General features: G+C 71.7%; 19 protein-coding genes and 1 riboswitch. Of the genes, 15 read left to right on the forward strand and 4 right to left on the reverse strand.

Annotated elements, in window-relative coordinates; translation table 11 throughout:
• Positions 1 to 39: 39 nt before the first annotated feature.
• Positions 40 to 864, reverse strand: a complete 825-nt coding sequence (pflA, locus tag CHC09_RS32085) for a pyruvate formate-lyase-activating protein (protein ID WP_239138668.1) — start codon at positions 862 to 864, stop codon at positions 40 to 42.
• Positions 861 to 3,122, reverse strand: coding sequence for a formate C-acetyltransferase (pflB, locus tag CHC09_RS32090; protein WP_089297004.1), 2,262 nt, complete (start codon positions 3,120 to 3,122; stop codon positions 861 to 863). The genes pflA and pflB overlap by 4 nt, the downstream gene beginning before the upstream one ends.
• A 220-nt stretch (positions 3,123 to 3,342) precedes the next feature.
• Between pflB and CHC09_RS32095 the strand changes: the two genes are divergently transcribed.
• From CHC09_RS32095 to CHC09_RS32145, 11 genes are all read left to right on the forward strand, one after another.
• Complete coding sequence (locus CHC09_RS32095) at positions 3,343 to 3,978, forward strand: PadR family transcriptional regulator (RefSeq protein ID WP_089297005.1); 636 nt, start codon at positions 3,343 to 3,345, stop codon at positions 3,976 to 3,978.
• Positions 3,979 to 4,124: 146 nt separating this feature from the next.
• Entirely contained in the window at positions 4,125 to 5,072 is a 948-nt protein-coding gene (locus CHC09_RS32100) for an ABC transporter ATP-binding protein (protein WP_089297006.1), read from the forward strand.
• A complete protein-coding gene (locus CHC09_RS32105; protein WP_089297007.1) occupies positions 5,069 to 5,845 on the forward strand; it encodes an ABC transporter permease in 777 nt (258 codons plus the stop codon). The genes CHC09_RS32100 and CHC09_RS32105 overlap by 4 nt, the downstream gene beginning before the upstream one ends.
• A gap of 137 nt (positions 5,846 to 5,982) precedes the next feature.
• A complete protein-coding gene (locus CHC09_RS47215) occupies positions 5,983 to 6,555 on the forward strand; it encodes a DUF2510 domain-containing protein (RefSeq protein ID WP_203833300.1) in 573 nt (190 codons plus the stop codon).
• 187 nt (positions 6,556 to 6,742) lie between these two features.
• Positions 6,743 to 8,599: an adenylyl cyclase gene (locus CHC09_RS32115; protein ID WP_089297008.1), complete on the forward strand. Its 1,857-nt coding sequence runs from the start codon at positions 6,743 to 6,745 to the stop codon at positions 8,597 to 8,599.
• A 116-nt stretch (positions 8,600 to 8,715) separates the two neighbouring features.
• A complete protein-coding gene (locus CHC09_RS32120; protein WP_239138667.1) occupies positions 8,716 to 10,044 on the forward strand; it encodes an APC family permease in 1,329 nt (442 codons plus the stop codon).
• Positions 10,045 to 10,310: 266 nt separating this feature from the next.
• Entirely contained in the window at positions 10,311 to 10,973 is a 663-nt protein-coding gene (locus CHC09_RS32125; RefSeq protein WP_179277368.1) for a helix-hairpin-helix domain-containing protein, read from the forward strand.
• 149 nt (positions 10,974 to 11,122) lie between these two features.
• Positions 11,123 to 11,425, forward strand: a complete 303-nt coding sequence (locus CHC09_RS32130) for a hypothetical protein (RefSeq protein ID WP_089297011.1) — start codon at positions 11,123 to 11,125, stop codon at positions 11,423 to 11,425.
• A 223-nt stretch (positions 11,426 to 11,648) separates the two neighbouring features.
• The gene (locus tag CHC09_RS32135) at positions 11,649 to 16,799 is read left to right on the forward strand and encodes a hypothetical protein (protein WP_143232709.1); all 5,151 of its coding nucleotides are present in this window, start codon (positions 11,649 to 11,651) and stop codon (positions 16,797 to 16,799) included.
• Positions 16,800 to 16,972: 173 nt separating this feature from the next.
• Complete coding sequence (locus tag CHC09_RS32140; RefSeq protein ID WP_089297013.1) at positions 16,973 to 18,166, forward strand: NAD(P)/FAD-dependent oxidoreductase; 1,194 nt, start codon at positions 16,973 to 16,975, stop codon at positions 18,164 to 18,166.
• A complete protein-coding gene (locus CHC09_RS32145; protein ID WP_089297014.1) occupies positions 18,163 to 19,080 on the forward strand; it encodes an RNA polymerase sigma-70 factor in 918 nt (305 codons plus the stop codon). The genes CHC09_RS32140 and CHC09_RS32145 overlap by 4 nt, the downstream gene beginning before the upstream one ends.
• Positions 19,081 to 19,129: 49 nt before the next feature.
• Here the strand turns inward: CHC09_RS32145 and bluB are convergent, their stop codons facing one another.
• Positions 19,130 to 19,759: a 5,6-dimethylbenzimidazole synthase gene (gene bluB, locus CHC09_RS32150; protein WP_089297015.1), complete on the reverse strand. Its 630-nt coding sequence runs from the start codon at positions 19,757 to 19,759 to the stop codon at positions 19,130 to 19,132.
• 36 nt (positions 19,760 to 19,795) lie between these two features.
• A riboswitch (cobalamin riboswitch) is annotated at positions 19,796 to 19,999 on the reverse strand.
• Between bluB and CHC09_RS45550 the strand changes: the two genes are divergently transcribed.
• From CHC09_RS45550 to CHC09_RS32170, 4 genes are all read left to right on the forward strand, one after another.
• Positions 19,994 to 20,413 (forward strand): hypothetical protein, encoded by a 420-nt coding sequence (locus tag CHC09_RS45550; protein WP_143232710.1) that lies wholly within the window; start codon positions 19,994 to 19,996, stop codon positions 20,411 to 20,413. (Overlaps the previous riboswitch by 6 nt.)
• On the forward strand, positions 20,410 to 21,582 hold the full coding sequence (locus CHC09_RS32160; RefSeq protein ID WP_239138664.1) for an MFS transporter: 1,173 nt from the start codon (positions 20,410 to 20,412) through the stop codon (positions 21,580 to 21,582). Before CHC09_RS45550 ends, CHC09_RS32160 begins: the two co-directional genes overlap by 4 nt.
• A 10-nt stretch (positions 21,583 to 21,592) precedes the next feature.
• Positions 21,593 to 22,117: a hypothetical protein gene (locus CHC09_RS32165; RefSeq protein ID WP_089297102.1), complete on the forward strand. Its 525-nt coding sequence runs from the start codon at positions 21,593 to 21,595 to the stop codon at positions 22,115 to 22,117.
• Positions 22,118 to 22,142: 25 nt separating this feature from the next.
• A complete protein-coding gene (locus CHC09_RS32170; RefSeq protein WP_089297017.1) occupies positions 22,143 to 23,513 on the forward strand; it encodes a transaminase in 1,371 nt (456 codons plus the stop codon).
• Here CHC09_RS32170 and CHC09_RS32175 read toward each other — a convergent pair.
• Positions 23,500 to 26,637 carry a WD40 repeat domain-containing protein gene (locus CHC09_RS32175; RefSeq protein WP_089297018.1) on the reverse strand — a complete coding sequence of 1,046 codons (3,138 nt, stop codon included), beginning with the start codon at positions 26,635 to 26,637 and terminating at the stop codon, positions 23,500 to 23,502. The two genes, CHC09_RS32170 and CHC09_RS32175, sit on opposite strands and share 14 nt — an antisense overlap.
• Between the last annotated feature and the right edge of the window lie 73 nt (positions 26,638 to 26,710).

The raw sequence follows: 26,710 nt of genomic DNA on the forward strand, positions 1-26,710 counted from the left end.
CGGTGTCCTCGAGGACACCGGACCGCCCCTGTGTTGCCCTCAGGAGGCCGTCACGCGCAGGCCACGATCGCTGAAGCAGGCCGCCGCGGCGGCCAGTTGTTCCGTGGTCGGTGGGACGGCGTCCGGCAGGGGGTAGGGCAGCCTGAGCTCCTCGTACTTGGCGAGCCCGAGGCGGTGGTAGCCGAGGATGTCGACCTGCTCGACGACGCCACCGCGTTCGACGCTGCCCCAGCGGGCGGCGAAGTCGGCGACTCCGGCGATGTTGTCCGGGTCGTCGGTGAGCCCGGGCACCAGCACGAACCGGATCCGCATCCGGTTGCCCCGGGCGGCGAGCCGGTCGCCGAACACGATCGTCGGCTCCAGCGCGACGCCGGTCAGCCTCCGGTAGGTGCGCGGGTTCGAGCTCTTGACGTCGAGCAGGACCAGGTCGGTGTCGTCGAGCAGCCGGTCGGTGGCGCGGGCGCCGAGGAACCCGGCCGTGTCCACGGCGGTGTGCAGGCCCTCCTGCTTGCAGCGGCGCAGATAGGCCTCGACGAAGCGCTCCTGCAGCAGCGGCTCGCCGCCGGAGACCGTCACGCCGCCGCCGGAGGCGTTGATGAACGCCTTGAAGGAGAGCATCTTGGCGACCAGGTCGTCGACGGTGACGCGCTGACCGTTCCGGCCCTCCCAGGTGTCCGGGTTGTGGCAGTACAGGCAGCGCAGGTGGCAGCCGGCGAAGAACGTGACGAACCTGGTGCCGGGGCCGTCGGCGGCGGTGACCACATCCCACGAGTGCACCGACGCGACCAGTTCACCCTCGGGACCCGTGTGCGCCCCGACCGGCATGATGGCCAGGTCGGGGCGGTGGAGGACGGTGCGGGTCACAGCGCGCCGTGGAAGGTGCGGGAGATGACGTCGAGCTGCTGCTCCTTGGTCAGCCGCACGAAGTTGACCGCGTATCCGGAGACCCGGATGGTCAGCTGCGGGTAGTTCTCCGGGTGTGCCATCGCGTCCTGCAGGGTGGAGCGGTTGAGCACGTTGACGTTCATGTGGAAGCCGCCCGTCGCCGTGTACCCGTCGAGCACCCCGACCAGGTTGGTGACCTGTTCCCCACGGTTGTTGCCGAGGCCGTTGGGGGTGACCGTGGTGGTCAGCGAGATCCCGTCCTGGGAGTGCTCGTACGGCAGCTTCGCCACCGACAGCGCGGCGGCGACCATGCCGTGCCGGTCCCGGCCGTTCATCGGGTTGGCGCCCGGGGCGAACGGCTCACCGGAGCGGCGGCCGTCCGGGGTGTTGCCGGTGTGCTTGCCGTAGACGACGTTCGAGGTGATGGTCAGCACCGACTGGGTGTGCACCGCGCCGCGGTACGTCGGGTGCTTGCGGATCTTGGTCATGAACGACTCGACCAGGTCGACGGCGAGACTGTCGGCGCGGTCGTCGTTGTTGCCGTACGTCGGGAAGTCGCCCTCGACGGCGTAGTCGACGACCAGGCCGCGCTCGTCGCGGATCGGCCGCACCTTGGCGTGCTTGATCGCCGACAGGGAGTCCGCGGCTACCGACAGACCGGCGATGCCGCACGCCAGGGTGCGCAGGATGTCCGTGTCGTGCAGGGCCATCTCGATGCGCTCGTAGGCGTACCTGTCGTGCATGTAGTGGATGATGTTCAGCGCGTTGACGTAGGTGGCGGCCAGCCACTCCATCATCGTGTCGAACCGCTGCGCCACCTGCTCGTAGTCGAGCACCTCGCCGGTGAGCGGGGGCAGGGCCGGGCCGACCTGGGCGCCGGAGTTCTCGTCGCGGCCGCCGTTGATCGCGTAGAGCAGGGTCTTGGCGAGGTTGACCCGGGCGCCGAAGAACTGCATCTGCTTGCCGACCTCCATCGCGGAGACGCAGCAGGCGATCGCGGTGTCGTCGCCGAAGCGCGGCCGCATCAGCTCGTCGGACTCGTACTGGATGGCGCTGGTGTCGATGGACACCTGGGCGCAGAAGTCCTTGAAGCCCGGCGGCAGGTCCGGGGACCAGAAGACGGTCAGGTTCGGCTCCGGGGCCGGCCCCAGGTTGTAGAGGGTCTGCAGGTACCGGAAGCTGGTCCGGGTGACCAGCGGACGGCCGTCGGAGCCGAGGCCACCGATCGACTCGGTGACCCAGGTCGGGTCGCCGGAGAACAGCTCGTCGTACTCCGGGGTGCGCAGGAAGCGGACGATCCGCAGCTTGATCACGAAGTCGTCGACCAGCTCCTGGGCCTCTTCCTCGGTGAGCCGGCCCTCGGCGATGTCCCGCTGCAGGTAGATGTCGATGAAGGTGGAGGTGCGGCCCAGCGACATCGCGGCGCCGTTCTGCTCCTTGACCGCGGCCAGGTAGGCGAAGTACAGCCACTGGATCGCCTCGCGGCCGGTGCGGGCCGGCCCGGAGATGTCGTAGCCGTAGGAGGCGGCCATCTGCTTGAGCTCGCCCAGGGCGCGGATCTGCTCGGACAGCTCCTCGCGGCGGCGCACGATCTCCTCGGTCATCGGGACCTGAGAGCACGCGTCCAGGTCGGCCCGCTTGGCGGTGATCAACGCGCCGACGCCGTAGAGCGGGACCCGCCGGTAGTCGCCGATGATCCGGCCACGGCCGTACGCGTCGGGCAGCCCGGTGATGATGTGCGACTTGCGGGCGGCGAGGATGTCCGGGGTGTAGGCGTCGAACACGCCGGCGTTGTGGGTCTTGCGGTACTTCGTGAAGATCTCCGCGACGGCCGGGTCGGGTGCGTACCCGTACGCCTTCAGCCCGCCCTCGACCATCCGCCAGCCACCGTTCGGGATGATCGCCCGGCGCAGCGGGGCGTCGGTCTGCAACCCGACGATCAGCTCGGTGTCCTCGTCGATGTAGCCGGGCTGGTGGCTGGTGATCGTCGACGGGGTGACCGCGTCGACGTCGTAGATGCCGCGCTCGCGCTCGACCGGGAACATCGCGGTCAGCCTGGCCCAGACCGCGCTGGTACGAGCGGTCGGGCCGGCCAGGAACGACGAGTCACCGGTGTACGGAACGTAATTGGCCTGGATGAAGTCCCGCACCGCGATGCTGGTGTGCCAGGAGTCACCGGTGAAACCACGCCACGGGTCCAGCCCGGTGACGGTCGCGTCCAGAACGATTGCGCTCATCTCGATCCCCCAGGTCGTCGCAGGTCGGGACCGGCACGAGACGGCGGTCCTCATCGGCCAGGCCTGGTCCCACCTCCCAAAATAGGCTCGTTCCGGGGGCCCGGCAGGTGCTTGAAGCACCTGCCGGGCGGGACTTTCGGCCCGGCCAGGGACTTTCGCTTTCTTGCTCGGATGCGTAATACTCGTCGACGAGCACTCGGGCGCGATGAAAGAGGGGGAGATGGCGAAGCGACGCAGGGTGAGCAACCTGCTCGGGCTGCACATCATGGCGACGCTGAGCATCCAGCCGATGCATCCGTACGAGATAGCCGCCCAGCTCAAGGCGTTCGGCAAGGACCAGGACATCAAGATCCAGTGGGGTTCGCTCTACACCGTCGTGCAGAACCTGGAGAAGCACGGCTTCATCGAAGCGGCGGAGACGGTCCGGGAAGGCCGTCGTCCCGAGCGCACGGTGTACCGGCTGGCCCCGGCCGGCCGGCAGGAGATGATCGACTGGATACGGGAGCTGCTCGGCACCCCCGAGCCCGAGTTCCCGAGACTTCAGGCGGCCCTCTCGATCGTCGCGGTGCTCCCGCCCGGTGAGGTGATCGAGCTGCTCGAGCAGCGGCTCGGCATCCTCGCCGCGGAGAACGAGAAGACGCGCCTCGACCTGGACGCCAACCGGGCCCAAGTCCCCCGGCTCTTCCTGATCGAGACGGAGTACCGCCTGGCCGTCCGGGAGGCCGAGGTCGCCTGGATCACCGGGCTGCTGAAGGAGCTGCGCGACGGCACGATGGCCGGCCTCACCGCCTGGCAGCGGGTGCACGACACCGGCGAACTACCCGAAGATTTCTCCGACTTCATGACGGAGAGGTAAGAAAACGGCCCCGGCCGGTGCGGGAACACCGGCCGGGGCCGTCAGCCCCAGCAACCGGCCGCGGGAACGGCCCGGCAGATCCGAGGCGTGTAGCAGCAACAAGGATAACCGGGACACGGACCGTGGCGATCTCGAGAAGGATCACCATGAGTGATGCCGTGACGGCAGAAGAACTGCGCAAGAGTTATCCCGGCGGGGTGCGGGCCCTCGACGGGCTCACCCTCACCGTCCGCGCCGGCGAGGTGTTCGGCCTGCTCGGGCCGAACGGCGCCGGCAAATCCAGCACCGTCAAGATCCTGACCACGCTGGCCCGCCCGGACTCCGGCCGCGCCACGGTGGCCGGACACGACGTGCTGCGCCATCCGGAACGGGTCCGGCGCGAGATCGGCGTGGTCCCCCAGCGCTCCGCGCTGGACCCGATGGCCAGCGGCCGGGACAACCTGACCCTGCAAGGGCGGATCTTCGGCGTACGGGGTAAGGCCCTCACCCGGCGCGTCGACGAACTGCTCGACCGCTTCGGCCTGGCCGAGGCCGCCGGCCGCACGGTGCGCGGCTGGTCCGGTGGCATGCAGCGGCGTCTCGACGTGGCGCTCGCCCTGGTGCACAAGCCCGGCGTGCTGTTCCTGGACGAGCCGACCACCGGGCTCGACCCGGAGGGCCGCGCCGAGATGTGGACCGAGATCGGCCGGCTCGCCGCCGACGAGTCGATGGCGATCCTGCTCACCACGCATTACCTGGACGAGGCCGACCGGCTGGCCGGGCGGCTGGCCATCGTGGACGGCGGGAAGATCGTCACCGAGGGGACCCCGGAGCAGCTCAAGGGGGAACTGCGCGGCGACGCCGTACATCTGGAGCTCCGGCAGCCCCCGGACGAACCGCGAGCGCGGCAGGCGATCTCGCACGTCGCCGGCCTGCGTGAGGTCGCCCTGGAGGGGCGGACGCTGAGCGCCCGCGCCGACGACGGCGCGGCGGCCGTTCCGGCGGCCCTGGCCGCCCTGGAGTCGGCCGGCATCGGCGTGGCCACGGTGACCGTGGCCCGGCCCTCCCTCGACGACGTCTACCTCCGGCACGCGGGACGGCGGTTCGCGGCATGACGACCCTGCTGACCCACACCTACTGGATGACGAACCGGCGACTGAAGGTGCTGATCAAGCAGCCGGCGTTCGTGGTCATCATGCTCGTGCAGCCGGCGATCTGGCTGTTCCTGTTCGGCAACCTGTTCCGCCGGGTGGTGGAGCTGCCCGGATTCGGCGGCGGCGACTACCTCGACTACATCGTGCCCGGCGTCGTCGCGATGACCGCGGTGTCCTCGAGCATGTGGTCCGGGATGGGCGTGCTCGAGGAGATCGAGCGTGGAACCATGAACCGCCTGCTCACCACACCGGTCGCGCGCGGGGCGATCATGAACGCGCTGGTCATGGAGCAGGTGCTGTCGCTGACCGTGCAGGTGGCGGCGGTCATCCTGCTCGGCCTGGCCGCCGGGGCGTCCTACCCGGGCGGGGTCGCCGGGCTGCTGGTGCTGCTGATCGCGGCGCTGCTGCTCGGGACGGTGTTCAGCGCGCTGTCGAACACGGTCGGGATGCTGGCGCGGCAGCGGGAGACGATCATCGGGATCAACACGATGCTGCTGCTGCCGCTGACGTTCCTGTCGTCGGCGTTCATGGCGTCGTCGCTGATGCCGTCCTGGATGCGGACGATCGCGGACTGGAATCCGGTGAACTGGGCGCTCGACGCCGCGCGTGCGGCGATGACGGCGTCCCCGGACTGGGGCGTCGTGCTGAGCCGGGGCGCCTGGCTGCTGGGGCTCGCGGTGGTGATGCTGGTGCTCTCCACGCGGACGTTCCGGGCGTACCAGAAGTCGGTCTGACCGTCCGCCGGCCGGGCCGGGCCCCGCGCCCGGCCCGGCCGGCGATTCCGGTGACCGAGCGGGTTCCCTAAAGACGGTCGCACCGGACCCGATGTTTTCGCCGTCCCTGGACCGGACCGGAAACGAGGACCCGACCGATGACCAGCCCCGCGAAGCCCGCCGGATGGTACGCAGACCCGAGCGGCCTGCCGGCGACCCGTTGGTGGGACGGCCAGCAGTGGACCGACCACATCCAGCCGGGAACGGCCGTGCTGCCGCCGACCGCGGGACTGGGCGGCTACTACCCGGTGGCGGCGCCGTCCGGCCCGCTGATGGAGGGGGCGCACACGCTCGTCCCCGCCGATCCGGAGGCTACGGAGATCTTCGCCGCCCAGTTGAGCGGGGGCGCCGGGGCGATGTTCCCCGCGACCCTCACGAGCGGCACGACCGGTGGCGCGCTGGCGGCTCCGGCCGCGGAGAAGCTCGAGTATCCGATGCCCCTGGTCGACGCGGTGGAAGCGGCCCGGTTGCCCGGGTTCCGCATGATCCCCAGCCCGTTGGCCGCCGCGGCCGCCGACCCGCTCTCCGCCTCCGCGAACTCGGCGGCGGGTGACCCGGACAAGCGCCCCGCGGCCCGGCACGCGACCGGCCTGCTCACGCACCCGGTGCTGCTGGCGTCGGTGGCGGCCGTGGTGCTGGCGGCGATCCTCGCCCTCGTTCTGCTGCGCTGAGCCGGGTCCGCTTCCGTAAGCGATTCCGGTACCGGTTCCGGGGCCGTTCGGCCAGCCCGGTTCCGGAACCTGGGCGGCTTGCCCACATTGGAGGCCTATGCGAGTGCACCGCGCTTGACATGGAGGTCGGCCGATTGCTTCCGTGACCTGGATCATTGCGATCTTGTTTCGGAAGGGACTCCTCCGTATGACGAGAATCCGCCGGCGCGCCGCGCTGCGCCGGACCACCGCCGGGGCGTTCGCGCTCGGCCTCGCCCTGGCGGCCGTGACGGCTCAGGCCGCGCCGGCCGCCGCCCACCCCACCTCCAGCTCGCCCGATCTGGGCACACGCGTCACCGTCTTCGACCCGAGCCAGCCGGTCAGCCAGATCCAGGCCGCCCTGGACGCCGCGAACGCCGCGCAGGTCAACAACGAGATGGGCACCGACCGGTACGCGTTCCTCTTCAAGCCGGGCACCTACGGCACCGCCGAACAGCCGCTGCAGATCAAGGTCGGCTACTACACCGAGCTGGCCGGCCTGGGCGCCAACCCGGGCGACGTCGTGATCAACGGCAAGGTGGAGGTGTACAACCGCTGCCTCGAGAACGGCGGCACCAGCAACTGCCTGGCCCTGGTCAACTTCTGGCGGACCGTGGGCAACCTGACCGTCAACATCAACGGCGCCGGGCAGGACGGCTGCCGGCAGACGGCCAACTTCTGGGGCGTCTCGCAGGCGGTCTCGCTGCGCCGCACCCAGTTCACCGGCGGCACCCTGTCGCTGATGGACTACTGCACCGCCGGCCCGCAGTACGCGTCCGGCGGGTTCATCGCCGACAGCAAGCTGCCGGCGACCGTCAACGGCTCGCAGCAGCAGTGGCTGACCCGCAACAGCGAGGTGGCCAGCTGGTCGAACGGCGTGTGGAACCAGGTGTTCGCGGGTGTCGTCGGCGCGCCCGACGACTCGGCGTTCCCGAACCCGCCGTACACCACGCTGGCGAAGACCCCGGCCAGCCGGGAGAAGCCTTACCTGTTCGTGGACGCCAAGGGCAAATACCAGGTCCACGTCGCCGCCGCGCAGCGCAACACCGCCGGCGTCACCTGGAACTCGCCCGGCCGGAACATCCCCCTGAGCGACTTCTACATCGCGAAGCCGGGTGACTCCGCCGCGAAGATCAACCTGGCCGCGGCGCTCGGCAGGAACATCCTGTTCACGCCGGGTGTCTACAACATCGACCGCACCATCGACGTGTGGCGGCCGAACACCGTGGTGCTGGGCCTCGGCCACGCCACCCTGACCGCGGTCAAGGGCTCCACCCCGCTGCAGATCGAGGACGTGCCCGGCGTGATCGTCGCGGGCCTCACCATCGACGCCGGCACGCAGAAGTCGTCCGCGCTGCTGCGCGTCGGCCGGAGCCACGGCCACGGCTTCACCACGCCGAACAACCCGACCACGCTGCAGGACGTCTACTTCCGGGTCGGCGGCCCGCACGTCGGCAAGACCGGCACGGCGCTCGAGGTGAACAGCGACGACGTGCTGATCGACCACACCTGGGTGTGGCGGGCCGACCACGGCGTGGAGGGCTTCACCGGCGGCGACACCGAGCGGTGGAACACCAACACCGGCACCTACGGCGCCATCATCAACGGTGACGACGTGACCGCGACCGGCCTGTTCGTCGAGCACTTCCAGAAGTACAACACGATCTGGAACGGCAACGGCGGTACGACCGTGCTCTACCAGAACGAGCTGCCGTACGACCCGCCGACGCAGGCGGACTGGATGAACGGCTCGGTCGAGGGCTACGCGGGTTACAAGGTCGGCGACAAGGTCAAGACCCACAACCTCTACGGCGCCGGCGTGTACGTCTTCAACCAGAACAACCCGTCGATCCACACCGAGAACGGGTTCGAGGCGCCCCAGCGGCCGGGCGTCAAGCTGCACCACATCATGACGGTGAACCTGAGCGCCGGCGTGATCGACCACGTGATCAACGGCGTGGGCGAGGCGGCCGACACCACGAAGATCGGCGTTCCGGTCTACGTGAACCAGTACCCCGCTTCCTGATGCGGACGCGGTGGTCACCCTCTCCGGAGGGTGACCACCGCGTTTCCTTTTCCGCCGGATACGGGTAACCGATCGTGATGAAAGCCGCTACCAGCACCGAACCATCGCTCAATCGGGTGATTGGGCCGGGACTCCTGCTGCTCTTCGTGATCGGTGACATCCTCGGCACCGGCATCTACGCCCTCACCGGCAAGGTCGCCAACCAGGTCGGCGGCGCGGTGTGGCTGCCTTTCCTGCTGGCCTTCACGGTCGCGTTGCTGACCGCGTTCAGCTACCTCGAACTGGTCACCAAATACCCGCGGGCGGCCGGCGCCGCGCTCTACACGCACAAGGCCTTCCACCTGCACTTCCTCACCTTCATGGTGACGTTCGCGGTGATGTGCTCCGGGCTGACCTCGGCGTCCAGCGCGGCCAAGGCGTTCGCCGGGAACTTCGGCTCGGCCCTGCACCTCTCGCTGGGCGAGGGCCTCGCGCTGACCGCGGTCGCCCTCGGCTTCATGACGCTGATCGCGCTGGTCAACTTCCGGGGCGTCGGCGAGAGCGTCAAGGCGAACGTGGTGCTGACCTGCGTCGAGCTGACCGGCCTGCTGATCGTGATCGGTGTCGGCGCGTGGGCGCTCGGTGGCGGAAAGGGCGACCTGTCGCGGCTCGGCGACTTCACCACACCGTCCGGGGAGAGCGTGGCGCTGTCGGTTACCGCGGGCACCGCGCTCGCGTTCTTCGCGATGGTCGGCTTCGAGGACTCGGTCAACATGGCCGAGGAGACGCGCGACCCGACGCGGATCTTCCCCAAGGTGATGCTGACCGGGATCTGCACGACCGGCGTCATCTACGTGCTGGTGGCGGTCTCGGCGGTGGCCCTGGTGCCGCCCGCCGAACTCGGCCGGGGAGAGACGCCGCTGCTCAAGGTGGTGCAGGCCGGGGCGCCCGGGTTCCCGATCTCGCTGTTCGCGTGGATCACCATGTTCGCCGTCGCGAACAGCGCGCTGATCAACATGATGATGGCGAGCCGGTTGCTGTACGGGATGGCGAACGAGCGTGTGCTGCCGCGCCTGCTCGGACGGGTGCACCCGACCCGGCGTACGCCATGGGTGGGAATCGTCTTCACCACGCTGATCGCCTTCGGACTGATCTGGTTCGCCGACCTGGCCGCGCTCGGCGGGACCACCGCGCTGCTGCTGCTCTGCGTCTTCACCGTGGTCAACGTCGCGGTGCTGGTGCTGCGCAAGGACCGCGTTCCGCACGGTCACTTCCGGGCACCGACGGTGATTCCGGTGCTGGGCGCGATCTCCTGCGCGTTCCTCGCCAGCCCGCTGAGCGGGCGGGCCACGGCGGACTACGAGGTGGCGGGCATCCTGCTGCTGATCGGGGTGGTGCTGTGGGCGATCACGTACGCGGTGAACCGGGCAATGCCACGCCTCGATCCCAACCATCTGGGCGAGTGAGTACCCAGGTCGTGGCTACTGAAGGTGATGTGCGAAGCTGCGCGCTACCACATGCACCCTCATCTCCCGCCCGGAGGCCTGATATGGCAGTATTTCTCTCCCTTGTGGCCGGGGTCGTGATCGGTCTGATAGCCGGATGGTTCATTCGAGGACGCCGCACCGGAGCCGATCAGGCTTCCGCGACGGCCGCGCCGACTGCCGACACCGAAATCGCCGCCGCTTCCCCTGAAACCTCCACCGAGACATCGGTCGAGGAGACCGCGCCGGTGGAGTCGACCGAAACCGCGACCGTCGTCGAGCCGGCCCCGGCCGAGGAGCCGGTCGTCGAGCCCATCGCCGCTGCCGAGCCGGTCGTCGAGCCCATCGCCGAGCCCGAGCCCGTCGCCGCTGCCGAGCCCGAGGCCGAGCCGGTCGTCGAGCCCATCGCCGAGCCCGAGCCCGTCGCCGCTGCCGAGCCCGAGGCTGCCCCCGAGCCCGAGCCCGTCGCCGCTGCCGAGCCCGAGGCTGCCCCCGAGCCCGAGCCGGTCGTCGAGCCCGTCGCGGCCGCTGAGCCCGAGCCGGTCGTCGAGCCCGTCGCGGCCGCTGAGCCCGTCGCCGCTCCGGAGCCCGTCGTTGCCCCCGAGCCCGTCGTTGCCCCCGAGCCCGTCGTTGCCCCCGAGCCCGTGGCCGCCCCCGAGCCCGTCGCCGCCGAGCCGGTGGTGGTCGAGCCGGTCGCGGTCGAGGAGCCGGACGACCTCACCAAGATCCCGGGCATCGGCCCCAAGGTCGCGACCGCCCTCGTGGCGGCCGGCATCACCACGTACGCCAAGCTGGCCGACGCCGACGTGGCCGACCTCCGGCAGGCGATCGTCGCCGCCGGCATGCGTGGCTCCGCGAGCCTGGCCACCTGGCCGGAGAAGGCCCGCGAACTGGTCGCCACCGCCGGCTGACCGTCCAGGTCCGGCCTCCCCCGGGAGGCCGGACCTCCGGCCATCCCCTAAGAATCCTGGACTTGAGCTCGGAAAAGTTGCAGCTCAGGAGCGAGCCCGCCGATGGTTGGCCAAGTCTGATCGCAAGCGCACTTCTCCAGGAGGACCCGATGGCCGAAATCAGCGCCACCGCATCTTCACCCGACAGCCAGGCCGCCTGGAGTCGGTTGCAGAACCACCGCCGGCAACTCGCCGCCGACCTCATCCCGGCACAGGCGAACCCGCAGACCATCGCCGCCGATCGGGCCGCCGTCGCCGTCGCCGAGGCGGAGCTGATCCGGCTCGAGGGCGCACAGACCGTCACCGCCGGCAAGATCGCCACCATTGTGGTGCAGGCGGAGAGCGCCGCGATCGTGACCACTCACGCGTGGTCCGATCTGCCGTACGGCAGCTCCCTCGACGTCACCGTCTGATCCCCCTGACAGATCCCCGACACCGGATCCGGTGAACTCGGCACACCGCGGCGATTTCTCCCGAAATCCCGCGCAAGACCACATCGGACCTGCGAGATCACCGCACAACGGACGGAATCCGACAAAGATCAACAACGCAAGGTCATCACCCGCCGACAGTTCGTAATCCTTCAGGGGTTCCGGCCTGGCCCCGAACGTCGCACCATGGACCAAGGGTGATGCGATGAGCGGGCGACGGCTGGCGGTTGTGGTGACGGTCGAACACCACGACGATCCCGTCCTGCGCAGATACGCGGTGCCGTCAGCGGACGTGCGGTCCCTCGCCGCCGTCCTGGGCGATCCCGGTCTGGGCGGCTTCGACGTGGAGTTCCTTCAGGACCCGGAGACCTGGGACGCCTACCTTCGGCTGCAGGCGCTCTGCGACGGGCGGACCGGCGAGGACTGCCTGCTGCTCTACTTCCGCGGCATCCTGCTCACCGGCCCCAACGGCGGCCTCTACCTGGCCACCCCCGACACCGTCATGCAACGGCCGGCCGACACCGCCGTCGACGTGACACGCCTCGACGCGCTGCTGCACCGCAGCCAGGCCGGCCAGGTCATGGTCGTGCTGGACGGCCGCACCGGCGGCCCGGTCGACGCCGGCGCCTACTTCCCGGCCGCACGCGCCACCGAGGCCCGGAGCCGAGTGGTGATCATGGCGGCGGCCCGCCCCGAACCACCCACCTTCGCCGGGCTGCTCGCCGACGGCATCCGCGGCGGTGCCGCCGACCGCGACCGTGACGGTTACATCGGCATCGACGAGATCTTCGACCACCTGCGGGAACGCGACCCGAGCGTGCGCCACTGGGTCTTCGGCTCCGGCCGCCAGCCGTACGTTTCGAAGGTTCGCCGGCCCGGCAGCGACCAGATGGCGATGATCGCCGAACTGGCCGCCGCGGCGGCCGGCGCCGACCTGAACCAGGCCGCGCAGGCCCGGGCCACGCTGGGCCGGATGGCCACCGGCAACGACCGGGTCGCCGCCGCCGCCACCGCGGCGGTCCGGCGCACCTCCCTGCGGCTGGCGGAGGCCGCGATCGACTTCGGCCGCGTCCTTCCCGGCACCCAACAATTGACGGTACGGGTCGCGGTCGCCGGTCCACCCCTGGTCACGACCTCGACGGTGACCACGTCGGGTGAGGGCCTGCACGCCAGGCTGGAGGGTGACCAGCTGCGGGTCTCGTGGTTCCCGACCGTGGGCCGGCTCACCGGGACAGTCACGGTGGACGGGCCGGCCGGCACCGCCCACCTCACCGTTGTCGGCGAGGTCGCCGAAGACCACGCGGGCCAGGCACCCTCCCCGGCGGTCGCCCAGAACGGTCCGCAGGTCGGATCCACGCCACCGCGGGTTCTGCCCCCGCCTCCCCCGCAGTGGTACAGCGGCAACGGCGCCGATCAGCCCACCGTCGGCCAGCCGCGGCTGGCCGCACCGGTCGATCCCTGGCCGCACGCGCCGACCTCGAACGGTCCGGCCTCCGCGCCACCGTTCCCGGCCAACCTGCCCACCTCCAGCCCACCAGTCTCCAGCCCGCCGATCTCCAGCCCGCCGGCCTCAAGCCCGCCGGCCTCCAGCCCACCAGCGTGGAGGGCACCGGCCTCCGGCCCACCGGCGTCAAGCCCGCCGGTCGGCCCGGAAGCAGCTGGCATGTCGCAACCGGCTGCCGAGGCAGCGCAGACGCCACACGGTCCGTGGTCGGGTGCGCCGAACCGTCCTGGTACGACGTCCGGCTCCCGGGCCGGCGGGATCACCGAGGACCGGTCCCGGCCGAGTGGCACCTGGTGGGCGCAGTCCCCGGAAGCCGGTCAGCAGCTCGGACCCGCTTCGACGGTCCACGGCTCGTCTTGGCCGTCCACCCTGCGACAGCCCGATCAGAACGCCACCGCGCCCGTCGAACCCACCGCCGACCTGGACCGGACACGACCGATCTCCGCACAACCCGCCGGCACCAGCGACCAGCACACGACCGAACCCACCGCCCGGCCGCCCGCCCAAGCCACCACGCCCGCCGAACCCACCGCCGACCTGGAGCGGACACGACCGATCTCCGCACAACCCGCCGACCTGGAGCGGACGCGACCGATCTCCGCACAACCCGCCGACACCAGCGACCAGCACACGACCGAACCCACCGCCCGGCCGCCCGCCCTACGGCAACCCGCCCAAGCCACCACGCCCACCGAACCCACCGCCGACCTGGAGCGGACCCGACCGATCTCCGCACAACCCGCCGACACACCGCCCGTCGGCACCAGCGACCAGCACACGACCGAATCCGCCGTGCCGTCCAGGTCGCCGGACGGGTCCGACGTCGCGCCGGGAACCCAGCCCACGGACATTTGGCCCGGATCCCCGGCGGAACCGACCACCCATGCGGAGAGCTTCGGGCCCTGGCTGGCGCTCCCGGCGGTCGCGGCAGCCGGGTCGGCCGTAGCGCCCCGGTCGGAACCGTCGGTCGAGGCGCCGACAGAATCGGACGACCAACAGACGGATGCCCCGGCATCGGCGTCCGTAGGCGCGCCGAACTGGGAGAACGTCGCCCCAGCCTGGTCCGACGCCGCGTCCGGCGGCCCGTCCACGGGGCCTGACTCCGACGAGAACGACACCGCGCCCGCAGACGAGATCACGGCATCTGGCGCCGATGTGGACACCGCCCAGGACGCGGACCTCGAGCCGGCGCCGCACAGTGCCGGCGGTAGCCCGACCGAGGCCGTTTCACACGATGCTGACAGCAGCCCCGCGGAAACCGTCTCGCACGGTGCTGATAGCGGCCCCACCGAAACCGCTTCAAACGGTGCTGACAGCAGCACCACCGAAACCGCTTCAAACGGTGCCGACAGCAGCACCGCCGAGACCATCTCGCACGGTGCCGACAGCAGCACCGTTGAAGCCGCTTTGCACAGCAATGATGACCGTTCCGGGGCCGGTCTCGCTGCGGCGGGCGGATTCGTCGGTGGCTGGCTCGTGACCCAGGCGGCCGCGAGCGCTTCGAACGGCCAAGAGCCCGCCGACCACTCCCCCGAGCCGGCCGCAACCGGGGCATCTCAGCCCGTTTACGGCCAGAACGATGCTGACGCCCGGCCTTCCGGCGAGGATGCGACAGCTTCTCCGGCGGGGCCCTGGCCAGGAGAGCAGGCTTCGGGGCGCGGCACGTTCGATCAGGCTCAACCCGGTCCCGGACGGCCGCCGCAGAACACGGAATCCACCGGCCAGCGACCGGAAACGCCCACTCCCGAGGAGTCCTGGCCGGGCCGGCCCAGCGGCAAACGCTCCGCACTCTCCTGGGAGGCGGGATCCGCGGCGGCCGCGGCCGGTGGCTGGCCCCGTCCGGCGTCCGCGAACGAACCAACGGAATCAGCCGGTACGACCGCCGCCGACGAGACGACCGGAACCGGAGCACCCACCGTCCCCACCTGGCCGCCAACCGACGAAACGGCCGCCGCAGGAGCACCCGCCGCCCCGACCTGGCAGCCGACCAACGAGACGACCGCCGCAGGAGCATCCACCGTCCCGACCTGGCCCCCGACCGACGAGACAACCGTCGCGGAAGCACCCGCTGCCCAGACCTGGCAGTCGGGCGACCAAGGGACCGTCGCGGGAACACCCACCGCCCCCACCTGGCAGCCGGCCGACCAGACGACCGTCGCAGGAACACCCACCGCCCCCACCTGGCAGTCAGCCGACCAGACGACCGTCGCAGGAACACCCACCGCCCCCACCTGGCAGTCAGCCGACCAGACGACCGTCGCAGGAACACCCTCTGGTGTGGGCTGGGCGGGAGCCGCGGAGCCCCCGGCCGGCCTGGCGGGAACTCCCGTGGGTGAGAGCGGCCTGGCGGGCACGCCCAGAACCTGGGGCGGGCCGGCGGCGGCACCGGGCACCACCGGATGGCCGGATGCGCCCGCGGGCCAGGGCGGCTGGCCGGGCGCGAACCAGTGGCCGGGCGGGCAGCAGGGCGTCGCCGGACAGCGGGGTGTCGCCGGTCAGCAGGGTGTTGCCGGGCAGCCGGGCACCGCCGCCGCAGGTGAATGGTCGACGGCGGCCGCCACGGGCGGATGGCCGGGAACGGCCACCGAGCAGGGCGGTTGGCAGCAGGGCGCGGGGGCGAACACCGCCTGGCCGACCTCCCCCGCCGGCTGGCCCGCATCGCCGAGCTGGCAGCAGCCGCCGCCCGGCGGCTCGACGCCGTCCACGGGCGGCGACCCGGCGTACCCCAGAAACTCTCCGCCGGGTCGACGGCGCCTGCGCGTCGCCGGGATCCTCTGCCTCGCGCTGCTTCTCGCGGCGGGCGCCTATCTGGGCATCCGCTACACGTCCGGCAGGGGGAAGACCGACCCCGGCGCGGCGCCGACCGTCACGCAGACGCAGCCCGGGAGCCAGCAGCCCACCCAGTCGGCCACGCCGGACGAGTCGGCGGCTCCGGTACCGGTCAGCCTGGCCGTGCCGGTCGTGGTGGACACGATCGAGTCGGTCGGGCGGGAGCCGGAGGGTGTGGTGGTCTCGCCCGACAACCGCACCGTCTACGTCGCCGACCAGGGCGCCAAGGCGGTGTTCTTCATCGACGCCGCCGACCAGAAGGTCAGCTCGCTCGCCGTGCCGAACACGCCCCGTTTCATGGCGCTCTCCTCGGACGGCTCGCGGCTGTACGTGTCGATGTTCGAGGACGACTTCAGCGCCAACGCGATGGCGGTGATCGACACCGCGAAGCGCAGCGTGATCACGTCGGTGAAGACCGGGCCCCGGCCGTTCGAGCCCGCGGTGACCCAGGACGGACGGGTCTGGCTGCCGATCCACAACGGCGCCCGGGTGGAGATCTACGACGGCCAGTCGCTGCGGAAACTGTCGCAGATCAGCGTCCCGCCGAACCCGCACTGGATCGACTTCACCCCGGACGGCACGCGCGCGTTCACCTCGGACCACGAGTCCAGCCGGATGTCGGTGATCGACACGAAGACGCTGAAGGTGCTGACCAACATCGCGGTCGGCCGGTCGCCGCACAGCATCGCGGTGACCCCGGACGGCAAGACCGTGGTGCTCACGAACTACGACGTCAACACGGTGGAGACGTACGACACGAAGACCCTGAAGCTGACCAAGCGTTACCAGGTCGGCAAGTTGCCGCAAGCGGTGCTGGTCTCGGCGGACGGCGTGCACGCCTACGTGGTGAACGAGGGTTCGGACACCCTGTCGGTACTGAACCTGAAGGACCGGAAGGTGGCGGCCACGATCAGGGTCGGCGACAGCCCACGGGTGGTCGCGCTCTCCCCGGACGGGCTGCGGCTCTACGTGACCGCCGGCCGCGACGGTGCGGTGACGGTCCTGAAGGCGGCCGAAGGCTAGCGGTCCACATCGCGTCATGGCGGCCGGCCGCCATGGCGACGTCAATCGTGCGCACGCCCCTCCATCGATGTGGCGTGGGTCACGCAATGACCATGTCACGAACGGAAGGGCAGCTCGCGTCTCGTGGTCGTCCGCACAGCGGGAACGACCGATCCGAAAGAGGCAGCAGAGCGATGGACGCGACAGCAGCGCAGCAGCACGAGGTCCTAATCCTGGGCGCCGGCTATGCCGGACTCTCCGCCGCGATCCAGCTCGCGGCCCGCACCAGGAAGCGCGGAAACGTGCGAGTGACGCTGGTCAACCCTGACGACACCTTCACCGAGCGGCTCCGGCTGCACCTGACCGCCACCGGCCAGGAGACGGCCGAGCTGAACATCCCGGGACTGCTGGACGGCACCGGCGCCCGCTTCGTCCGCGGCTGGGTCACCGCGGTCGACGCCGGAACGAAGACCGTCCGGATCGACGACGACCGGGTCCTGAACTACGACACCCTGGTCTACGGCCTGGGCAGCATCGCGGACACCGCCGCCGTCCCCGGCGTGGACGACCACGCCTGCACCCTCGACAGCCGGCAGGACGCCGCCCTGCTCGCCGACCGGCTGACCCGGCTCGACGGTGGGACCGTCGTGGTCTGCGGCAGCGGCCTCACCGGCGTCGAGGCCGCCGCGGAGATCGCCGAGCGGCACCCGGGGCTCGAGGTGGTGCTGCTGGGCCGGCGGGAGCCGGGCGCGAGCATGCACCCGAAGGCAAGGGCCTATCTGGACGCCGCGCTCGCCCGGCTCGGCGTCCGGGTGCGCAGCGGTGTCGAGGTGGCAAAGGTGCTGCCGGACGGTGTCGAGCTCACGGACGGCTCCAGCGTCCCGGCCGGCGCGGTGCTCTGGACCAGCGGCACCCGGGTCTCGCCGCTGGCGGCCGCCGCGGGCCTGACCGTGGACGAGCACGGCCGGGTGGTGACCGACAGCGCGCTGCGCTCGGTCTCCCACCCGGACGTCTACGCCGTGGGCGACGCGGCGGCGATCCGTCAGGGCTACGGCATGATGCACGGGACCTGTCAGGGCGGTATGCCCACCGGCGTACACGCGGCTCTCTCGATTTTGCGGGTGTTGGCCGGCAAGGAGCCGGAGCCCTTCCGTTTCGGCTACTACCACACCCCTGTCAGTCTGGGGCGGAACGACGCCGTCGTGCAGTTCACCCACCCCGATGACAGCCCGCGCCGGATCGTACTGACCGGAAAGCGAGCCGCGAAGTACAAGGAGACGGTGACCGCCGCACCATGGCCGACCTTCGTCCGCATGAAGAGGATGCCCGCCTCGGGCGCGTTCTGGCCGCACGGCGGCCGTTACACCAGGATTCGGAGCGCCAAGTGACCCAGCCGCAGCAGGCCGGCCCCGACCAGTTCGTCTTCCAGCAGTACCGCACCCTGCTCTTCGCCGTCGCCTACCGTGTCCTCGGCAGCGCCGCCGATGCCGAGGACGCGGTCCAGGACGCCTGGCTCAAGTGGTCGGCGGCCGACCGCGCCGAGGTCGCCGACCCCAAGGCCTACCTGACCCGGATCGTCACCAACCTGGCGATGGACCGGCTCCGTTCGGCCCGCCATCAGCGCGAGACCTACGTCGGGCCGTGGCTCCCCGAGCCGGTCCTCACCGGTCCGGACACTGCTGACGGGGTCGCGACGACCGACTCGGTCTCCACGGCCCTGCTGATCGTGCTGGAGACGCTGAGTCCCCTGGAGCGCGCGGTGTTCGTACTGAAAGAGGTCTTCGCCTTCAGTTATGCGGAGATCGCGGAGGCGGTGGAGCGCTCGGAAGCGGCGGTCCGGCAGGCCGCCCACCGCGCCCGCGAGCACGTCCAGGCCCGCCGGCCCCGATTCACCGCGGACCGCGCCCGCCGGCGCGACGTCACCGAGCGCTTCTTCGCGGCGACGTCGGGCGGCGACATCAACACCCTCATGGCGCTGCTCTCCCCGGACGTGACGCTGTGGACCGACGGCGGCGGCAAGGTCCGCCAGGCCCTCAAGCCGGTCGTCGGAGTGGAGCACGTGGCCCGTTGGTTCGCCGCCCTCGGCACCGCGACCTACCAGGGCATCGAGCCCGGGCGGATGCGGGCCGAGCTCACCTGGATCAACGGCGGCCCGGGTGTGGTCTTCCACGGTCCGGACCGCGTGGTCGCCACGCTGACCTTCGACTTCGATCAGGAGGGCCGAATCTCGGCCATCCACAACGTGGCCAACCCGGACAAGCTCCACGCGGTCGCCGACGGAACCCGGCACGATCTCTCCTGAGCCCGCCACCAACGTCGAGTTCCACGAGGGTCACATCGAGGACGTTCCGCTACCGCACGCCCCAGCGGTTCTCGTGCCGCACCCGGTGCAACGGGGAGCGGCGGCGCCACCCGTGCCGCTCCAGGTCGGGCACCTCGTGCAGCCGGCTGACCGGCCCGAGACAGAGCCAAGCCACCGGGCGGACACCGACCGGGACACCGAGCAGATCGCGCAGGTAATCCTCGCGGTAGAACGAGACCCACCCGACGCCGAGACCCTCGGCGGTGGCCGCGAGCCACAGGTTCTGGATCGCCAGGCACACCGAATACAGCCCGGCATCGCTGATCGCGTGGCGGCCCAGCACCGCGGGGCCGCCACGCTCGGCGTCGTACGTCACCACGACCGAAAGCGTCGACTCCAGCACCCCGTCAATCTTGATACGAGCGAACCGGGCGGCCGCCTCGCCCTCCAGCGTCGCGGCGAACACGTCCCGCTCGCGGGACACGTGCGCGTGGAACTCCTCGCGCAGCCCCCGGTCACGCACGACGACGAAGTCCCACGGCTGCGACAGGCCCACACTGGGCGCGGCGTGCGCGGCGGCCAGGACCCTGTCGAGGACGGCGTCGGGTACCGGCTCACCGGTGAATTCGCCGCGCACGTCGCGACGGCGGTTGATGATGTCGTACAGGTCGTGCGTCATGGGCAGGCTCCCGCTGCGCTCATACCCCGGGTGGACCGGGGCCGTCGGCGCGAGGCCGGTCTTCGGACTCCCGGATCGTCGCCTCACCACCCGCCTTCCCAGCCCGTGTGGGCCAGTGGCTACGCGTACGCGTATGGGTGGCAGCTCCCCGGTCACCGCGGCGGGCCCGTGCCGGATTCACACCGGCTTCCCGATTCTCCCCGCCGTCTCCGGCCGGGCACCTCGCATCAGTTCATGCCACCCCGCACCCTACCCACCCAGGAGTCCCGCGAAATCGACGGCGGGGGCGTGCCGCGCACTGATCCGTGGAGCCACGTTCTCGATGGTCATGAAGGCGGGCTCCCTGAAAGTCCCTTCTGGCGGCACCTCGTGCCACGGGAACCGTCGCCGATCCGCGCGAGGAAACCAGACCACCACCCGGAAGATCATCGCTTCCTGATCGGCGGCGGCTGCCGCACCCGTCGAGAGGCCGTGGCCGGCCACGTGCAGGATGTAACAGCCGCTACATTTTCTGTCGTAACGGAGTTGATTCTGGTGCTGAAGGTGCCGGCGGAGGTGGAGTTCCCGGCCGACTGCGGCAAGTTCGAGCAGGAGACCGCGATCGCCAAGTTCGCCCTCGCCGTGCTGCACGCGGTGCCGGGAGGCGACCGGTGAGCGCGGCCCGGCGGCAGATGTGGCCGCTGTACGCGGCCGGGTTCACCACCGCGTTCGGCGCCCACGCGATCGCCGCGAACCTGGGTGGGTTCTCCGACGAGGCGGTCACCTCGCTGCTGGTGCTCGGCGGCCTGCTCGCGCTGTACGACGGCGCCGAGGTGCTGCTCAAACCGGTCTTCGGCAGCCTCGCCGACCGGATCGGCGCCCGCCCGGTGCTGCTCGGCGGCCTGGTCGCGTTCGCGGCCGCGTCGGCGGTGTACGTGATCGCCGACAGCCCCGGCTGGCTCTGGGCCGCCCGTCTCGGCCAGGGCGCCGCGGCCTCGGCGTTCTCCCCGTCCGCGTCCGCCCTGGTCGCCCGGCTGAACCCGGCGGCGAAACACGGCCGGGCGTTCGGGTCGTACGGCTTCTACAAGTCGATCGGCTACACCCTCGGCCCGCTGCTCGGCGGCCTGATCGTCTGGGCCGGCGGGCTCCGGCTGCTGTTCACCGTGCTCGCCGTGTTGGGTGCGGCCGTCGCGCTGTGGGCGCTGCTGGCCGTGCCGGTCGTCGCGCCGCTGCCGAAGACCCGGCAGACCGTCCTCGACCTGGCCCGCAGGCTGACCGCCCCGGCGTTCCTCGGCCCGACCGCGGCCCTCGCGGCGGCGACCGCGGCCCTGTCGGTCGGTGTCGGCTTCCTGCCTGTCACCGGGCGCGCGGCGGGCCTGGGCACGATCGCCACCGGGGCGGCGGTCTCCGTGCTGGCGCTCTGCGCGGCGCTGGTGCAGCCGCGCGCGGGGCGGGCGCTCGACGACGGGCGGCTGACCGTACGTACGGGAATGATCGTGGGCCTGTCGGTGACCGCCATCGGCCTGGTGGCGGCGGTCCTGCCCGGACTGGCCGGAGTCCTGGCCGGGGCCGCGCTGATCGGGGTCGGCACCGGGCTGATCACGCCGCTGGGATTCGCGGCGCTGGCCGCGTCCACCCCGGCCGAACGGCTCGGCCAGACCATGGGCTCCGCCGAGCTCGGCCGGGAGCTCGGCGACGCCGGCGGCCCGCTGCTGGTCGCGGGTGTCGCGGTGCTGACCACCCTGAACTGGGGCTTCGCCACGCTCGCCGCCCTGATCGCCGGGGGCGCGGTGTTCGCCTTCACCCGCGGCCGGCGCCCGCGGATTGTCGGTCCCGGCGCGTAAGGTGCGGCGCATGCATTCGCTGATCGCTTCCATTGTGGACAATGATGTGGCCGCCGAATTCCTGGCCTGGCCGGGCGATTTCGAGCTCGACCGGAAAGAGCATGTCGAGGAGGTCCACCTCGCCTCCGGCGCGGCGCTCGAAGGCTTCGCGGGCGACGGTTCCGGCGGGACGTATTTCTTCTGCGGTGACGGCGGAGAGGAGCGCCCGGTCCTCTACGCGGACTCCGAGGGCGGCGCGGCGCTGGTCGCGATCGGTCTGGCGCAGTTGCTGCAGCTCCTGCTGGTCGCGCCCTGGTGGCGGGACTGTCAGGAGTTCACCGCGGAGGAGAGCCGGGAACTCGCCGCCGAATACCTGGAGGACCTGCCCGACCTGGCGGTCAAGCGGGATCGGGTGGCCGCCACGCTCGGCCTCGATCTCCCCACCGAGGCCGAGGTCCTGGCCCGGCTGCACAGCGTCGCCACCGGGGCGGGCAAGGACTTCGACCTGATCTTCACGCCGGAGGGTACGAGGTACGACCGGCTGATCGAGGACTGACCGGATTCGCTGGTAGCTTCCCCTCATGCCGACGGATTCCGGGGTCGACCGCCCCAGGCTGAAGATTCTCGCCGAGCGTGAGCGGATCGCTTTCGGCGAGCGGCATCCGCGTTCCGCCGCTGCCTACGGTCGCGCCGACCATCTCTTCGGGCGTGTCCCGATGACGTGGATGAACAAGACCGCGGCCGGTTTCCCGATCCATCTGAAGACCGCCCGGGGCAACCGGTTGACCGATGTCGACGGCAACGAGTTCATCGACTTCTGCCTCGGTGACACCGGCGCGATGGCCGGCCACTCCCCCGCTCCGGTGGTCGCCGCGGTCACCCGGCGCCTCGGTGAGCTGGGCGGTGCCACCACGATGCTGCCGACCGAGGACGCCGCGGCGGTCGGCGCCGAGCTGGCGTCCCGGTTCGGGCTGCCGTTCTGGAGTTTCGCGCTGACCGCGACCGACGCGAACCGGTGGGCGATCCGGCTGCTGCGCGCCGTCACCGGGCGGTCGAAGATCCTGGTCAACAGCTACTGCTACCACGGCTCGGTGGACGAGTCACTGATCGTGGTCGGTCCGGACGGGCGCGGGCGGAGCCGGGAGGGCAACGTCGGCGCGCCGGTCGACGTGACCGAGACCAGCCGGGTCGCGGAGTTCAACGACCTGGCGGGGCTGGAGCGCGAGCTGGCGCACGGCGACGTGGCCGCGGTGCTGATGGAGCCGGCGCTGACCAACATCGGCATCGTGCTGCCCGAGCCCGGCTACCTGGCCGGTGTGCGCGAGCTGACCAGGAGGTACGGCACCTATCTGATCAACGACGAGACGCACACGTTCTCGGCCGGGCCGGGCGGGGCGACCCGGTTCTGGGATCTCTCGCCGGACGTGCTGACCATCGGCAAGGCGATCGGTGGCGGCGTGCCGGTGGGGGCCTACGGCCTCTCCGCCGAGCTGGCCGACGCCCTGACCGGGCGTGCCGACCTCGACCTGGTCGACATGGGCGGGGTGGGCGGCACGCTCGCCGGCAACCCGGTGTCGATGGCGGCGACCCGCGCGACGCTGGAGGAGGTGCTGACCGAGGGTGCGTTCGCCACCATGCTGGCCACTGCCTCGATGTTCGCCGACGGCCTCCAGAAGCTGATCACCGCCCACGCGCTGCCCTGGTCGGTGAGCCGGCTCGGCGCCCGGGTGGAGTTCCGCTTCGCCGACCCGGCCCCGCGCAACGGCACCGAGTCGGCGGCGAGCGCGGACGCCGAACTGGAGGACTTCCTGCACGTCTACCTGGCCAACCGTGGGGTGCTGCTGACCCCGTTCCACAACATGGCCCTGATGTGCCCGCAGACGACGCTCGACGACATGGCCCGCCACCACGAGATCTTCGACGCCGCGCTCTCCGAGCTCACCGCTTCTTGACCGGCTGCGCCGGAACCGCCCGCGGCGCGCGGAAGGTGAACGCGTACATCCCGCGCCGCCCGGCGGCGTAAAGGTCGAGCCCGTCCGACGCCCAGGCGCACTCGAAGAGGGCACCGTCCACCCGCATCGCCGCGACGGGTCGCCACTGCGCCGCCCCGCCCAGCCCGGCCAGCGACCAGATGCGCAGTTCACCGGCCTCGCTGGTGGTGGCGAGCCAGCATCCGTCGGCGGAGACCGCGCCGTGGGTGACCGGGCCGTCCGCGAAGTCGGCCGTGCCGAGCACACGTGCACCGCGTACGCCGAGGAGTGTGACGCCATCGGATCGGATCACCGCGATCCGGTCACCGACCGGATCGATCGCCCGGACCGCCCCGCCCGGCAGGGATTGGACCCGGCCGTTGCGATAGTTCCAGACGGTCAGCGAGCCGCCGTCCTCCGCGAAGATCAGCCGGTGGCGGGGCAGGAAGGCGGCCGCCCGGACCGGACGGTCGTTGGCCCGGAACAGGACGTCTCCGCCGTTGACGGAGCGGATCTCCAGGCCGCCCTGCTCATCCCACCGGGCGAAGACGCCGGGTCCCGCCGCGCAGCCGGCCGACCCGGGGAGCACCTCGGCCGCCCACTCCTCGCCGACCCGGGTGAGCAGGGCCGTGCCGGTGAGGCCCGCCGCCACGATCCACCGGCCCCCCGCCCCGGAGACGCACCGGCGGACCGGCCCGTCCAGGCGAAAGATCGGCGAGTTCGCCGGATCGTCCGTGCGCCACACCCGGACGGCTCCGTCCAGGCCACCGCCGACCAGTGCATCGCCGGACACGGCACAGCTGTTCACCCAGTCGACCGGCCCGCCCACCGTCTCCTGGGCCAGCCGGGACAGGTCCCACACCCGGATCGTCCCGTCGCTCCCGGTGGTGATCAGGGTCCGCCGGTCCGGCCCGACCACACAGCCGGTGACCCAGCTCGGATGGGCCCGCACGACCGCGATCTCCACGCCGTACCGGTCGATCACCCGGACCGTCCCGTCCTCGCCGCCGGAGATGATCCGGTCGCCGAACGCGGCCACCGCGCTCACACAGCCCCGGTGTTCACCGACCGTGACCGGCTCGCCACCGCCGCGCAGCGGATGCACCCGGATCTCGCCGTCCGTCCCGCTCAGCGCGGCCCACTCCGCCGCCGGGTCCACGGCGAACCCGGCGACCAGCGCCTTGCCCTCCGTGACCAGCGCTTTTCGCCGCCCACTGCGCAGGTCGTGCCCGGTCACCGCGCCCTCTTCGCTCACCGTTAGCACCCGGTCGTCGCCGAAGAACGCGCAACCGACCAGTTTCCCGGTCCCGCGGTGGCTGAGGATCCGCCAGTTCCCGGCCACGTCCAGGACGATCAGTTCGCCGCCGCCGCTGACCGCGGCGATCCGGTGGCTGCCGGGCGCGGCCGCGCAGGCGAGAATCTCGCCGGGTGCGGTCCAGAGGATCCGTTCCTGGCGGCGACCCGCCACGTCCCACCAGCGCAGGGTGCCGTCGACGCCGGCCGAGATCAGCGCTGTCCCGTCGTGCGTGACCGCCAGCGCCTTGACCGAGCCGGTGTGCCCGGTGAGCCGGGCCGGGGCGCCGCCGGCCAGGTCGTGCAGGCTGACCACGCCGGTGGAGCTGCCGGTGGCGATCCAGTCCGCGTGCGGGGAGACCGCGACGCAGTCCAGCCAGCCGGTGCCGCCGGCGATCACCCGGGTGAGGCTGTCCGGCCCGACGTCCGGCAGCGGCCAGCGGGCCGTCAGCCCCGGCCGGAACCGCTGGGCGGCGGCGAACTCGGCCACGTCGGCGGCCAGTTCGGAGGCGCCGGCGAGACGGGAGAGCAGCACGTCGGCGAGGGCTTCGGCGGGCCGGATCGGATGCAGCAGGTGGGCGCCCCGGGACAGCCGGGCACGCAGCGCGTCGGCGCGCGGATCCGGCACCCGGTCCAGGTCGGCGACCGCGGCCGCGACGCCGAGCAGCGAGATCTGGACGGCCAGCCGGCGAAGGTCGGTCACGGTCCGGAACAGCTCGTCCCACCAGCCGGCTTCGCACAGGTGGAAGGCGAGATGCCGCCAGAGGTGGTGGTCGGTTCGCGGCAGCACCGACCACGGCCCGCCGCTGCCGGGCCGGACCATCTCCACCAGGCGGCGGTTCGCTTGCGCCAGTTCCTGGTCCGGGAGGCGATTGCGGAGGTACGTCCGGAGCACGTCATGCAGCCGCAGCCCCTCGGAGCCCCGCTGGACGAGGCCGAGCCCGGCCAGCGTCGTCCGCAGTTCGTCCGCGTCGGCGGGCGACAGCCCACCCGTGCCGGCCCAGAGCGAGCCGGAGATCGGGTCCGGGATCGGCACGCCCTCCGGAAAGATCCCCAGCTCGAGGTAGCGCCGCCGGTCCGCCTCCGGCAGCAGGTCGAGGGCGGCCGTCAGGAACCCGTCGACGGCGCGCTCCCGCTCCCCCGGCACGGCCGGGTCCAGGGCCACCCAGCCGTCCGCGCCGACCTGGTCGATCAACTGGTGGGCGGCCACGCCCCGGCGCAGCATCCCGTTGACGATCGCGATGAGCAGCGGCCAGCGGCCGGTCAGGGCGAGCAGCGCGGTCAGGTCGGGCCGGGGCAGGCCGGACAGGTCCCGGGTGAGCAGGGCGGTCGCCTCGGCGTCGGTCATCCCGCCGATCTCGAGCCGCGGCAGGTCCGGCGGGAGCAGGCCGCCCACCCGCGTGGTGATCAGCCGCCGGCAGCCGGCGCCACCGGTCAGGAACGGCTCCAACTGCTCCGCGGTCCACACGTCGTCGACGACCAGCAGGGCCGGTGGGCGCAGGTCCAGTTCGGCACCGAGGCGCTGCCCGGCCTGGGCCGGGGTGACCACCCCCGGGCGTTCGCCGGTGAGGCGTTCGACCAGGTCGGCGAGGAGGACGGCGAGGGCCGGGCCGGTGGCCTCCTGGCCGAGGGTCGCCCAGAGCAGGCCGCCGGGGAACCGGTCCCGCAGGTCCCGGGCGACCTGCTCGGCCGCCACGGTCTTGCCGATCCCGCCGACGCCGTGCAGCGCGGCGTCACCGGCGAGCAGCAGTTCCCGTAGGCGGGCCTGGAGCGGGGCCCGTTCCACCAGGTCGTCGCGGGGGCCGGCGGCCATCCAGGGCACCGGCGGGGTTGGCCGGGCCGGCTCCGGGGCCGGGGAGTTACGCGAGCGACCGGCCCATCGCCGC

This window comes from Actinoplanes regularis (assembly GCF_900188005.1).
Classification (GTDB): domain Bacteria; phylum Actinomycetota; class Actinomycetes; order Mycobacteriales; family Micromonosporaceae; genus Actinoplanes; species Actinoplanes regularis.